The organism is Ruegeria sp. BE10 (assembly GCF_056538905.1).
In genome coordinates, this window is record NZ_JBQFTX010000001.1 from 859,186 (window position 1) to 872,694 (window position 13,509).

The 13,509-nt window shown below is 57.7% G+C and carries 12 protein-coding genes; all 12 read left to right on the top strand.

Annotated elements, in window-relative coordinates; genetic code table 11:
• Window positions 1-15: 15 nt before the first annotated feature.
• Window positions 16-1,206, top strand: a complete 1,191-nt coding sequence (locus tag ACR0M2_RS04295; protein WP_170347936.1) for a toxic anion resistance protein — start codon at window positions 16-18, stop codon at window positions 1,204-1,206.
• Window positions 1,181-2,176, top strand: coding sequence for a DUF2927 domain-containing protein (locus ACR0M2_RS04300; RefSeq protein WP_480704115.1), 996 nt, complete (start codon window positions 1,181-1,183; stop codon window positions 2,174-2,176). Before ACR0M2_RS04295 ends, ACR0M2_RS04300 begins: the two co-directional genes overlap by 26 nt.
• Window positions 2,177-2,198: 22 nt before the next feature.
• Window positions 2,199-3,347, top strand: a complete 1,149-nt coding sequence (locus ACR0M2_RS04305) for an SPFH domain-containing protein (protein WP_480704116.1) — start codon at window positions 2,199-2,201, stop codon at window positions 3,345-3,347.
• A 35-nt stretch (window positions 3,348-3,382) separates the two neighbouring features.
• On the top strand, window positions 3,383-4,471 hold the full coding sequence (locus ACR0M2_RS04310; protein ID WP_170360425.1) for a TFIIB-type zinc finger domain-containing protein: 1,089 nt from the start codon (window positions 3,383-3,385) through the stop codon (window positions 4,469-4,471).
• A 103-nt stretch (window positions 4,472-4,574) separates the two neighbouring features.
• Window positions 4,575-5,243: a nitroreductase gene (locus ACR0M2_RS04315; protein WP_170347933.1), complete on the top strand. Its 669-nt coding sequence runs from the start codon at window positions 4,575-4,577 to the stop codon at window positions 5,241-5,243.
• A gap of 25 nt (window positions 5,244-5,268) precedes the next feature.
• A complete protein-coding gene (dtd, locus tag ACR0M2_RS04320; RefSeq protein WP_480704117.1) occupies window positions 5,269-5,706 on the top strand; it encodes a D-aminoacyl-tRNA deacylase in 438 nt (145 codons plus the stop codon).
• Window positions 5,706-6,809, top strand: coding sequence for a glycerate kinase type-2 family protein (locus tag ACR0M2_RS04325; protein ID WP_480704118.1), 1,104 nt, complete (start codon window positions 5,706-5,708; stop codon window positions 6,807-6,809). Before dtd ends, ACR0M2_RS04325 begins: the two co-directional genes overlap by 1 nt.
• Window positions 6,810-7,520: 711 nt before the next feature.
• Window positions 7,521-9,104 carry an ABC transporter substrate-binding protein gene (locus tag ACR0M2_RS04330; RefSeq protein ID WP_170395526.1) on the top strand — a complete coding sequence of 528 codons (1,584 nt, stop codon included), beginning with the start codon at window positions 7,521-7,523 and terminating at the stop codon, window positions 9,102-9,104.
• Window positions 9,105-9,119: 15 nt separating this feature from the next.
• Entirely contained in the window at window positions 9,120-10,076 is a 957-nt protein-coding gene (locus tag ACR0M2_RS04335; RefSeq protein ID WP_170395524.1) for an ABC transporter permease, read from the top strand.
• Window positions 10,073-10,888, top strand: coding sequence for an ABC transporter permease (locus tag ACR0M2_RS04340; RefSeq protein WP_170347927.1), 816 nt, complete (start codon window positions 10,073-10,075; stop codon window positions 10,886-10,888). The genes ACR0M2_RS04335 and ACR0M2_RS04340 overlap by 4 nt, the downstream gene beginning before the upstream one ends.
• Window positions 10,885-12,522, top strand: coding sequence for an ABC transporter ATP-binding protein (locus ACR0M2_RS04345; protein WP_170347926.1), 1,638 nt, complete (start codon window positions 10,885-10,887; stop codon window positions 12,520-12,522). Before ACR0M2_RS04340 ends, ACR0M2_RS04345 begins: the two co-directional genes overlap by 4 nt.
• 149 nt (window positions 12,523-12,671) lie before the next feature.
• Entirely contained in the window at window positions 12,672-13,508 is an 837-nt protein-coding gene (locus ACR0M2_RS04350; RefSeq protein WP_480704119.1) for an alkaline phosphatase family protein, read from the top strand.
• The last annotated feature ends 1 nt before the right edge of the window (window position 13,509 follow it).

The window sequence follows — 13,509 nt, forward strand, 5'->3', positions numbered from 1 at the left end:
AGAAAGGATTACCCCATGTCCGATGAGATCAAGAACAAGGCGGTCGAAGCAGAAACGCTGGTACAGGAAGTGACCGCCGTTGCGTTGCCTGAACCCACGGCCGAAGTCATCTCGCTGGAAGACGCAGACGACCCTGTCGGCGCTGAAATCCGCAAACGCATGGACGAGCTGGATATGAGCAACACGAATTCGATCGTATCATTCGGTTCGTCCGCTCAGGCGGAATTGCAGGAAATCAGTCAGGCCATGCTGGCAGATGTGCGCAACAAGGATGTGGGGCCCGCTGGCGACAGCCTGCGCGATATCGTCACCTCGATCCGGGGCTTTTCGGTTAGTGAACTGGATGTGCGCCGTGAACGCAGCTGGTGGGAAAAGCTGATCGGCAAAGCTGCGCCCTTCGCCAAGTTTACCGCACAATACGAAGAAGTTCAGAGCCAGATCGACAGGATCACTGACGACTTGCTGGGTCATGAACACACGCTGTTGAAAGATATCAAGTCACTGGACTTGCTGTATGAAAAGACCCTTGGGTTTTACGATGAGCTGGCGCTTTATATCGCGGCGGGCGAGGAAAAGCTGACTGAACTGGACAGCCAGGATATCCCTGAAAAAGAGGCTGAGGTTCAGGCTGCGCCCGAGGATCAACAAGTGATGAAAGCGCAGGAGCTGCGCGACATGCGCGCTGCGCGGGACGATCTGGAACGCCGCGTGCATGACTTGAAACTGACGCGGCAGGTGACAATGCAATCGTTGCCCTCGATCCGGTTGGTTCAGGAGAACGACAAGTCGTTGGTGACCAAGATCAACTCGACGCTGGTTAATACTGTACCACTGTGGGAAACCCAGCTGGCCCAAGCCGTGACCATCCAACGCAGCGCCGAGGCCGCCTCGGCCGTGCGCGATGCAAATGACCTGACCAACGAATTGCTGACTTCGAATGCTGCGAACTTGCGTGAATCGAACAAGATGATCCGCGAGGAAATGGAACGCGGCGTGTTCGATATCGAAGCGGTCAAACAAGCCAATGCCGACCTGATCGGCACCATCAATGAAAGTCTGGCCATTGCCGACGAGGGCAAGGCCAAGCGTGCCGCCGCTGAGCAAGAGCTTCAGAAGATGGAGGCCGAACTGCGCGATACGCTGGCCGCGGCCAAAGCCCGCAAGGATGGTATTGGCGACAATGCCGGTACGGCAGTACCGGGCTGACGGCGGGCGAAGGGTGCGGTTTTCGGGATATCTGAAGCCGGTCATGGGCTTTCTATTGCTATTGGCTCTGGCCAATTGCGATGAAACGCTGACATCCTCTGTCGTTCCGCAACCGCGCCCAGAGGCACTGGCGCCTGCTGCCAATGCCTATGTCCCCCCATCCGCTGCCAGTCAGGACCTGGCCCGGTTCTATCAGCGGGTCGAGCGAGATCTGCTGACCCGCGGTTTGCTGCGAACAGACGGAGGAGGCCCTGACACACCGTATGACGCTGATGATTTAGCTCGCAATTTTGGCAAAATTGCTTTCATCAACGAACACTCCGGCAAATCCGCCGCATTTGTCAGCGGCCCGAGCGAGATTAAGTTAAATCGCTGGAAGAGCCCGATCCGCATCAGGACTGAGTTTGGTCCGAGCGTTTCTATGGAAAGCCGCGATGCTGATCGGCAAACCATTCAAAACTATGCCAAACGGCTGCAAAAAACGACCGGGCACAACGTTCGAAGTGTAAATGGTGACGGGAACTTTCTTGTTTTCATAGCAGGTCAGGACGACGTGGCTTACGCTCAGGATAGATTAAAATCACTTGTTCCGGGTATCCCTGACGACAGGTTGAATTTGCTGAGGACGCTGGACCGGCCGTTTTATTGTTTTGTCTTTACGTTTTCCGGCCAAGAGGACACCAATACCGTAATCCGTGCCGTAGCTTACATACGTGCAGAACTACCCAATCTGCTGCGGTTGAGTTGCATCCATGAAGAAATTGCGCAGGGACTTGGCCTTCCAAACGACAGCCCCGCAGCGCGGCCTTCGATTTTCAACGACGATGATGAGTTTGCGCTGCTGACCAGCCATGACGAAAAACTACTGACCATGCTTTACGACCCGCGCCTTCAGCCCGGGGTGACGGCGGATGACGCCCGCCCCGTGGTGCGGATCATTGCACGCGAATTGATGGGCCAGCAGCTCTGAGCCCAAGGAAAGGAGACCCCAAATGGGTATTTTCGATTTTCTGACCGGAGAATTTATTGATGTCATTCACTGGGTCGACGACACCCGAGATACGATGGTCTGGCGGTTCGAGCGTGAGGGCCATGAAATCAAGTACGGCGCTAAGCTGACGGTGCGCGAAGGTCAAGCCGCCGTGTTCGTGCATGAAGGGCAGTTGGCGGATGTGTTCACGCCGGGTCTCTATATGCTTGAGACCAACAATATGCCGATCATGACGACCTTGCAGCACTGGGATCATGGCTTTCAGTCGCCCTTCAAGTCCGAGATCTATTTCGTCAATACGACACGGTTCAATGACCTGAAATGGGGCACCAAGAACCCGATCATGCTGCGGGATCCCGAATTCGGCCCGACGCGCATCCGGGCTTTTGGTACTTATACAGTACGGGTAAAGGATGCCGCGAAGTTCCTGATCGAGATCGTTGGCACCGACGGTGAATTCACGATGGATGAGATCAGCTTTCAGATCCGCAACATCATCGTGCAGGAATTCAGCCGAGTGATCGCCGGATCAGGCATTCCGGTTCTGGACATGGCCGCAAACACCGCCGATCTGGGCAAGCTGATTGCAGCCGAGGTTTCCCCAGTGCTGGATGGCTACGGTCTGGAGATGCCGGAATTCTACATCGAAAACATCTCACTTCCGCCTGCAGTTGAGGCGGCCCTGGACAAACGGACCTCAATGGGGTTGGCGGGCGATCTTGGCAAATTCACTCAGTATTCCGCCGCCGAGGCGATGACAGCCGCGGCCAACAACCCCGGTCAAGGCGGCGGCATGGGCGCCGGGCTTGGCATGGGTATGGGAATGGCGATGGCCCAACAAATGTCGAACATGGCAGCGGGTCAACCCAGCGGCCCGTGGGGCAGTTCCGCCCCCGCTGCACCGCAACCGGCAGCACATGCCGCACCGCCACCTCCACCTCCGGTCGAACATGTGTGGCATATCGCGGTGGGCGGGCAGACCAGTGGGCCGTTCTCGAAAGCCAAGATGGGACGCATGGCAACTGACGGAGAGATCACCCGCGACACCCATGTCTGGACCGCCGGTCAGGACGGTTGGAAAAAGGCCGGAGACGTGCAGGAACTGGCGCAGCTGTTCACCATCCTGCCGCCGCCACCGCCTGGAGCCTAATGCGCCAGTCACCGGCGTAAGAATAAGGCTACACGATGAACGAAGAACACAGATTTCCCTGCGAGCAATGCGGCTCAGACTACCGATTCAACCCCGGCGACGGCAGCCTGACCTGTGACCATTGCGGGCATTCCGAAGCGATTGGCGCAGGCCCCTGGGGCGGTGCCAGTTTGAAAGAACTGGATTTCAACGCCGCCATCGCAGAACAGCTTCCGGACAGCGAGATCGAGGAAACGCGTGTTCTGTCCTGCCCCAATTGCGCGGCTCAGGTCGAGTTCGACCCCGCCACCCATGCCGCCGAATGCCCGTTCTGCGCGACGCCCGTAGTAACGGATACCGGCGTCAACCGGCATATCAAACCGCGCGGTGTACTGCCCTTTGCGCTGGATGAACGCACGGCGCACAAGGCGATGGGGGATTGGCTGGGACGGCTCTGGTTCGCGCCCAACGGGTTGAAAGAATATGCCCGCAAAGGTCGCAAAATGCAGGGCATCTATGTGCCGTATTGGACCTTTGATGCGGACACCACGTCCAACTACCGCGGTGAGCGGGGCGTTGTTTATTACGAGACCCGCACAGTTATGCGCGACGGAAAGCGCGTACAACAGCAAGTTCCCAAGGTGCGGTGGTCTCCGAAATCCGGGCGGGTCGCGCGATTCTTTGACGACGTGTTGGTGTTGGCATCACAGTCTTTGCCCAAAAGCTATACCGACGCATTGGAGCCCTGGGACCTGCCGGCGTTGGAACCTTATCAGCCAGAATATCTGGCCGGCTTTCGGGCCGAGGCCTACACCGTGGAACTGCAGGAGGGTTACACCGAGGCCCGCGGGTACATGGCGCGGGTGATCGAACGCGACGTGCGCTTTGATATCGGTGGCGACCGTCAGCGGATACACGCGATTGACACCGATGTGCGAAACGTGACCTTCAAGCATATCCTGCTGCCGGTCTGGATGGCGGCCTACAAATACCGTGGGCAGACCTATCGGTTCGTCGTGAACGGACGCACGGGCCGCGTTCAGGGAGAACGCCCCTGGTCCGCTATCAAGATCACCATTGCCGTTGTACTGGGTCTGCTTGTGGCGGCAGGCGTCGGGTATCTTATGGCAACCGGCCAACAATGATAGAGCTGTCGGCAAGCCAAGAAATCAGTCGATGTTAGCGCTTGAACTTCCCGCTGCGTGACGCCATCCTCCACGGCGTCGACGCCTAAGGGGAGAGGCCAGAGTGACACTATCCGATCTGAACCGGTTGCTGGCCTCGCGGTATTCCTGCCGGGCCTTTCGCCCCGATCCGGTGCCCAAGGATCAAATCAAACAAATCCTGAACAGCGCCGCGCGTGTGCCTAGCTGGTGCAACGCTCAACCCTGGCACGTCACTATCACCAGCGGCGCAGAAACAGACCGGTTTCGCACGGCAATTCAGGCCGAGGCCGCAACGGGCACCCCCTGCCCCGACATTCCCTTTCCAACCTCTTATTCCGGTGTATACCAAGATCGCCGTCGAACCTGTGGTTGGGCTTTGTACGAGGCTGTCGGGGTTGAGCGCGGTGACCGCACTGCTTCGGCCCGGCAGATGATGCAGAATTTCTCTCTTTTCGGGGCACCCCATTGCGCCATCGTCACAAGCCCGGCTGAGCTTGGTACCTATGGCGCGCTGGATTGCGGCGGGTTCATCACCGCATTTTCACTGGCCGCGCAGGCGCTTGGTATCGCCACAATCCCGCAGGCAGCACTGGCTACCTACAGCCCGTTCCTGCGCAGGTACTTCGATATCCCGGAAGACCGGTTGATTTTATGCGCGATTTCCTTTGGCTATGCGGATACAGATCATCCCGCCAACGGCTTTCGCACCGACCGCGCCGATCTGAGTGAGATCGTAAACTGGGTCGGATGACAAGCACACCAAGCGGAGAACAAATTTGCGCGCTGTTCTACAACGAGTTTCACGTGCCAACGTCTCGGTCGACGGTCAGGTGATCGGTCAGACCGGACCGGGGTTGATGATTTTGATCTGTGCCATACAAGGCGACGATGAAGCCAAGGCAGATCAGCTTGCCGCTAAGGTCTCCAAGCTGCGCATCTTCAAGGATGAAGCCGGAAAAATGAACAGGTCCGTGAAAGATATCGAAGGGTCCGCGCTGGTGATCAGCCAGTTCACGCTGGCGGCCGATACCTCTCGCGGGAACAGGCCGGGATTTTCCGAAGCCGCCGCACCGGATGTCGGCAAACATTTGTATGAGGTCTTTGCCCAGCGGTTGCAGGCGCATGGTGTGCCGGTAGAGACCGGACAATTCGGTGCTGATATGGCCGTGGAACTGGTCAATGACGGGCCCGTCACGATTTGGATGGAAAGCTGATGGACAGGAAAGAACAGGCAATTCGCATCTGGCAGGCCGGAGTCGATGCTGTGGGTGGCCACGTAGCAACTACCAAGGTTTTGCAGGACGTCCCCGAACCCGATCACATATTGGCGGTCGGCAAACCCGCCGCGTCCATGGCTCGTGCGGCCCTTGAGCATTTCGGCCCGCGCCCGACACTGGTTGTCACCAAGGATGACCACGGGCGTGATCTGCCGGGTTATGTGACTGTGATCGAAGCCTCGCACCCCGTTCCGGACGCGCGCAGCCTTCAGGGTGGTCAGGCATTGCGCGAGGCGGTTGAGGAAATGAAGCCGGGCTCGCATCTGTTGTTGCTGGTTTCGGGCGGGGCATCCTCGCTGGCCGAGGATTTGCTGCCGGGTAAGACACTGGATGATCTGGAACAGCTAAACAAAAAACTGCTGTCCGAAGGGCTGGACATCACCACGATGAATGCGGAACGGCGCAAGCTGTCGCGGATCAAAGGGGGCGGATTGCTGTCCCATTTCCAGGGCGACAGGGCGACCGTTCTGGCGATTTCGGATGTACCGGGCGATGATCTGAATGTTGTCGGGTCGGGCATCGGAGCGCTGCCGGGTAAGGTTGATTTTGCGGCGACGACTCAAATCGTGGCTTCAAACGCCCACGCCCGCGCAGCCGCTGCTGAATTGGCAAATGACGACGGCATCCCGGTACACGCCAACGAAGAATGCCTGCACGATGATTTCCTGAAAATTGCCGAAGCGCTTGGCGAACGTATCCGCACCATGCCCAAAGGGGCATTGATCTTCGGCGGTGAACCAACCGTCGTACTACCCGACAATCCGGGGCGCGGCGGGCGCAATCAGGCGCTGGCACTGGCACTCGCGCGCAAGATTGCAGGGTCCGACGGAATCACGGTGGTAGTCGGCGGCACCGACGGCACAGACGGGCCGACGCAAGCCGCCGGAGCTGTCGTCGACGGCACCACTTGGGGCGACGGCGCCGAGTTGGCGTTACAACAGGCAGACAGCGGCAGCTATCTGGATCGCGTGGGCGCCTTGCTGGTGACGGGTCCGACCGGAACAAACGTGATGGACTTGCTTGTCGCGATCCGCTCATGATTTGACGGTTTTCGGACTGCTCGGGTTATAAAACACCCGGACAATATCCGAATGACGCCGCCCTTAAACGCGCTACAAAACATGCAAGACCTTTCCAACGTTGGCATTAGTTTGCGCGATGATTGTCGCCGGTCGGCCCGCGTGTCCCGCCCCTCGGATGCTCTGAAAACCTCTGCCCCCGCCATTTTTGGCATTCTGCTTATTGAGAAACGCGACGGCGTCTCGATGTGGGATACGCTGGCCCCTTTGAGGTTCGCGAAACACGGCTGTGGTCACATTCGTTTGATATGCGCGTCAATGACAGCAGTGAAGACCTGATAAGAGAAGTTTACACCCGCCAAGCGCTAGACAACAATTGGTGGCGCTGCTCGGTCTGGGAAATGTTCGGGGCAATCAAAGCCATGAATAATGCCGCCGCAGGCAGGAAATCAGTCGGATTGGTATCGATTTGAGAACAGGGACGTCTTGCGAAATGCAGGAAGAAGAACCGACATTCTACCCCTTGGCAGAAATGAATGCCTTTGATGGTGAATGCTTGCTATCAACAAAGCAGGTGGAGGATACCATTTCACGCGATCAAATATAAATCATTCGCCGGATTGAGTCAGACATTTACCCTTGCTCGGCTGACCGAAATGCGCCTACTTTGACTCATGCGTCAATAAAAAGCCCGCAAAGGGCTAGTAATCCAATCAACTGGGAGATCTTTGAATGAACGAACAACTCACTCACATGACCAAGCAGGTCACAGCGGGCAAGCTGACCCGCCGCGAATTCATGGGGAAAGCGGCGGCTCTGGGTGTCACCGCAGCGGTGGCAAGCACCATGTTTGCAGATGCCGCGCGTGCGGCGGGCCCGAAAAAAGGCGGAGATTTGAAGCTCGGCCTTCAAGGTGGCGAGTCGACCAATTCTCTGGACCCGGCAACTTATGCAAGCACAGTGCCATATATGAACGGTCGTCACTTCGGCGATGGCCTGGTTGAAGTTGCGGCGGATGGGTCTATCGAACCGCGTCTCGCAGAAAGCGTCGAAGGCAGCGCCGATGCCAAGGTCTGGACCTTCAAGCTGCGGGAAGGTGTTGAGTTCCACAACGGCAAGACCCTGACCAGCGAAGATGTACTTAAGACCATGGAACGCCACTCGAACGAAGAATCGAAGTCTGGTGCTCTCGGCATCATGAAGGGCATCGAGTCCATGAAAGCTGATGGCAACAATTTCCAAGTCACCTTGACTGAACCAAACGCCGACCTTCCCTATCTGCTGGCGGATTATCATCTTGTTATTCAACCAGATGGCGGCATGGATGACCCCGGCGCCGGAATCGGAACCGGTCCGTATCAGGTGGAAGTAAACGAACCCGGTGTACGGCACCTGTTCACCAAATTTGCGAATTACTGGAACGACGATGGATATTTCGACACCGTTGAGAACATCGTCATCAACGATGCTACCGCGCGCACCGCGGCACTGCAGTCAGGGCAAGTCCAGATTATCAACAGGGTCGAACCAAAAGTTGCCGATCTGTTGGGGCGTGCACCAAATCTGACCGTTCACTCAACCCCCGGACGTGGCCACTATGTGTTCATCATGCATTGCGATACTGCGCCGTTCGACAACAATGAACTGCGACTGGCGCTGAAATACGCGATCAACCGCGAGGAAATGGTCGACAAAATCCTGCGTGGTTATGGTTCAGTCGGGAACGACATGCCGATCAATGCTGCCTACCCACTATTCGACGACTCTCTGCCTCAGCGCGAGTTCGACCTTGAGAAAGCAGCCGAACACTACAAGAATTCCGGCCACGACGGATCACCAATCATCCTACGGACGTCGGATGTAGCCTTCCCGGGCGCAGTAGATGCAGCCGCCTTATTCCAACAATCGGCAGCTCAGGCGGGCATCAACCTTGAGATCAAGCGCGAACCTGGTGACGGCTACTGGAACGAAGTCTGGAATGTTCAGCCCTTCTGCGCCTCGTACTGGAGCGGACGCCCAGTTCAGGATCAGATGTACGCGACTACATACCTGTCCACGTCGGATTGGAATGATACACGCTACAAGGTTCCTGAATTTGACGCACTGCTCTTCCAAGCGCGCGCCGAGTTGGATCCTGCAAAACGCAAAGAGCTGTATGCGCAGATGGGTATGATGGTCCGCGACGAAGGCGGCCTGATCTGTCCAATGTTCAATGACGGTGTCGAAGGTATCAGCAACCTGCTGGAAGGCTGGGAGAGCAATCCGGGTCTTGAACTGATGAATGGTCAGGTATCGCGTCAATTGTGGTTCTCCTGATAAGGCCCACAGATAATGCATCCTATCATCAAACTGGTTTCCCAGCGCCTTGCGCTGGGACTCCTGCTTCTCTTCGGTGCATCGGCTCTGATATTCGGCCTCACCGAAGCCCTTCCTGGGGACGCTGCGCAAGCGGTCCTAGGCCAAGCTGCAACCCCCGAGGCGCTGGCAAACCTGCGCGAGGAAATGGGCCTTAACCGCCCCGCCCTGACCCGTTATTTCGAATGGCTGGGCGGCATTGTTCAGGGTGATCTAGGTCAATCTCTAACCAATAAACTTGATATTGCCGAGTCTGTCGGCAGCCGTTTGGGCAACACGCTGTTTCTGGCTTTCTGGGCCGCCCTTATTTCGGTTCCGCTGGCCATCTTTCTCGGCCTGCTGGCCGTGCGTTACCGCAACCGCTGGCCGGACAAGCTGATTTCGGCGGTTACACTCACCACTATCTCGATACCCGAGTTTCTGATCGGTTACGTGCTGGTCTATTTCGTTGCTGTTAAGCTGGGGATGTTCTCGCCTCTGGCGATGATCAATGACAGCATGTCATTTTGGCAAAAGCTGAATTCGATCGCTCTGCCCGTTATCGTTCTGACGATGGTCGTTCTGGCGCATATGATGCGCATGACCCGCGCCGCGATCCTGAACGTGATGCAGTCTGCATACGTCGAAACCGCAGAGCTGAAGGGTCTGAGCAATTTTCAAGTTATCTATCGCCACGCCTTCCCGAACGCCGTCGCGCCCATCGTCAACGTGGTGATGCTGAACCTGGCCTATCTGGTCGTCGGCGTCGTCGTGGTTGAGGTGGTGTTCGTCTATCCCGGCATGGGGCAGTACCTTGTGGACCACGTGACCAAGCGTGACGTTCCGGTGGTACTGGCCTGCGGCGTCATCTTTGCCGCGATCTATATCGGACTGAACATGATTGCAGACATTGTTGCCATTCTGGCCAACCCAAGGCTGAGGCATCCGAAATGAAGAACATCCCTATCTCTGCAATGATCGGGCTGGCCTTTACAGCCCTGTACTTCATCATCGCCCTCCTCGCCCCTCTGCTGGCCCCTTATGGCATGGCTGAGGTCGTGGGAGATGTATGGGAGCCGTCCAGCTCGCAATTCTGGCTGGGTACCGACAACATTGGCCGCGATCTTCTTAGCCGGATGATCTATGGCGGGCGCACGACGATCTTTATCGCCACGGCGGCCACGATCCTTAGCTTCGTGACCGGGTCCATCCTTGGCTTCCTGGCCGCGGTGCTGGGTGGTTGGGCCGATCAGGTCATGTCGCGCGCGGTGGATTTGATCATGTCGATCCCGACACTGATCTTTGCGCTGGTTGTTCTGGCCATGGTGCCGGTGACAATCCCGGTTCTGATCCTTGTCATGGGCCTGTTGGACGCCACCCGTGTCTATCGTCTGGCCCGCGCCGTTGCCGTGGATATTGCGGTCATGGACTATGTCGAGGCCGCGCGCCTACGTGGTGAGGGGCAGGTCTGGGTCATCTTCCGTGAAATCCTGCCCAACGCCCTGTCGCCGCTGGTTGCGGAACTGGGCCTGCGGTTCATCTTCATGGTTCTGTTTGTCTCGACCCTGTCGTTCCTGGGTCTGGGCGTTCAGCCGCCGTTGGCGGACTGGGGCGGCATCGTGAAGGAAAACAAGGATGGCATCGTCTATGGCATCGGCGCAGCGCTTTACCCTGCTGTGGCCATCGCAACGCTGGCGATCTCGGTCAACCTTGTGGCCGACTGGGTCCTGAACCGTACCACATCGCTGAAAGGAGGCCGGGGATGACAGAAGCCCTTCTCAAGGTCCGCGACCTCAAAATCGGCGCGACCGTCTACCCGCCGGGTGAAAAACCCCATGACATCGAAATCGTGCATGGGGTCAGCTTTGACCTCGCGCCTGGCAAGGTGCTGGGGCTAATTGGCGAATCCGGTGCCGGTAAATCGACCATCGGCCTGGCCTCGATGGCTTATGGCCGGGGTGGCGTGGAAATCACCGGTGGTGAGGTTTGGGTCAACGGGCGCGATATCCTCAAGACATCCCATGGCGATATCCGCAAGCTGCGCGGGGGTGAAGTCACATATGTGTCCCAATCCGCCGCAGCCTCCTTCAATCCCGCTAAAAAGATCATGGATCAGGTGGTTGAAGCCGCGGTCGAACAGAAAAAGTTCAGCCGTAAAGAGGCCGAAGGCCGCGCCCGGGAACTGTTCGCCAAGCTGGGTCTGCCCGATCCGGATAACATTGGTGATCGCTATCCGCACCAGGTTTCAGGCGGTCAGCTACAGCGTTGCATGACGGCGCTGGCGCTATGCCCCGAACCTGATCTGGTGGTGTTCGATGAACCCACCACCGCGCTGGACGTGACGACTCAGATCGACGTTCTGATGGCGATCAAGGAGGCCATTGCAGACACCGGCGTTGCCGCGCTTTACATCACCCATGATCTGGCGGTTGTGGCGCAGGTAAGCGACGACATCATGGTGCTGCGGATGGGCAATACGGTCGAGTATGGCAATACCGACCAGATCATCAACAACCCGCAGGAAGAGTATACGCAGGCTCTGGTCTCGGTCCGCTCGATCGAGCACGAAGAAAAGAAACCCACACCAGATCCCGTGCTGAGCGTTGACGGCATCACCGCGCGCTACAAAGGGTTGAATTTCGATGTGCTGCACAACGTAAATGTCGAGCTTCATCCGGGGCAAACGCTGGCTGTTGTGGGCGAATCCGGTTCGGGCAAGTCCACGCTGGCGCGAGTAATTACCGGCCTGCTGCCGCCGCGCGATGGTGAGATCACCTTTGCCGGTCGCAAGCTCAGTGGCGATCTGAAAGGCCGCACCCGCGAAGACCTGCGCGAGTTGCAGATGATCTATCAGATGGCTGACGTGGCGATGAACCCGCGCCAGACCGTCGGCACGATCATCGGGCGTCCGTTGGAGTTCTACTTCAACATGCGCGGCGCGGAAAAGCGCAAGCGGATCATCGAACTGCTAGATGAGATCGAGCTGGGCGAAAAGTTCATGGATCGCTATCCGGCCGAGCTGTCCGGCGGTCAGAAACAGCGTGTCTGTATTGCCCGGTCACTGGCGGCCAAGCCCAAGATGATCATCTGTGATGAGGTCACCTCGGCGCTCGACCCACTTGTGGCGGACGGCATCCTCAAGCTGTTGCTTGACCTGCAAAAGATCGAGGACGTGGCCTATCTGTTCATCACCCATGATCTGGCGACGGTTCGTGCGATCAGCGACAGCATCGCGGTGATGTATCAGGGCCGCGTGGTCCGCTATGGCCCCAAAAGCCAGGTGCTGAGCCCACCGTTCGACGATTATACCGACCTGCTGCTCAGCTCGGTGCCCGAGATGCATCTGGGTTGGCTGGAAGAGGTTGTCGCCCATCGCAAGATGGAGAGTGCGGGGAACTGACCCGGTTCGCGACAGGTTGAAAAACTGAAAATCCCGGCGCTTTGTCTGATGACAGGTGTCGGGATTTTGCTAATGGGGGCGGGAACAGGCAGCCCATATGCAACGAATCCCCTAGGGTCGCCTGAGGGACTTTAAGAAAGGGTCAGGGAATGGACCGAAAACTCCTCCTCATCATTCTAGACGGTGTTCCGTGGCGCAATTTTCGCCGCCTGTTCGGCAACCTGGAAGGGTGGGTCGACAGTGGCGAGGCGCAGGTTTGGAAGCATCGCGCGGTGCTGCCATCGATCTCGGCCAGTTGCTATGCCTCGATCCACACCGGCGTCACGCCGCAGGAACATGGCTGTACCGGCAACGGCAACGTCTTCCGCCTAAGCCACAAGGACGTCTTCAGCCAAGTCCGCGAAGCGAACGGAGTGACCGGGGCCGTGACCCACAGCTTTTGGTCGCAATTCTTCAACCGTCACCCGTTCGATTATGTCCGAGACGTCGAATATGACGAGCCCGAGAGCAAAACGATCAACCATGGCCGGTTCCACTCGATGACCGGCTACAGCAAAGTGAACCAGATGACGCCGTCGGACGTTGATCTGTTTGGCACTCTGACCAATCTGTGCCTGCGCTTTGGGCTGGATTACGGCGTCCTGCACACTTGCACGCTGGACAGTATGGGTCACCGGTTTCATCACGACTGCGAGGAAATGGACCACGCCTGTTTTGTCATGGACGAAATGCTGGCCCCTTTCATCCCGCGCTGGCGGCAACTGGGGTATGAGGTCATCGTGACCGCCGATCACGGTCAGGACGAACGCGGCCATCATGGCGGGCGCAGCCCGCTTCAGCAGGAAACTGCATTGTATTATTTCGGCGATGCCGAAGGCCCCGAGGCTGATGCGGTGATCGACCAGCTGCAACTGGCACCCACGATCCTGAACCGCATGGGCGCACCGATCGCCGAGACGATGAAAGCCAAGCCTTTCCTGAAGTAAC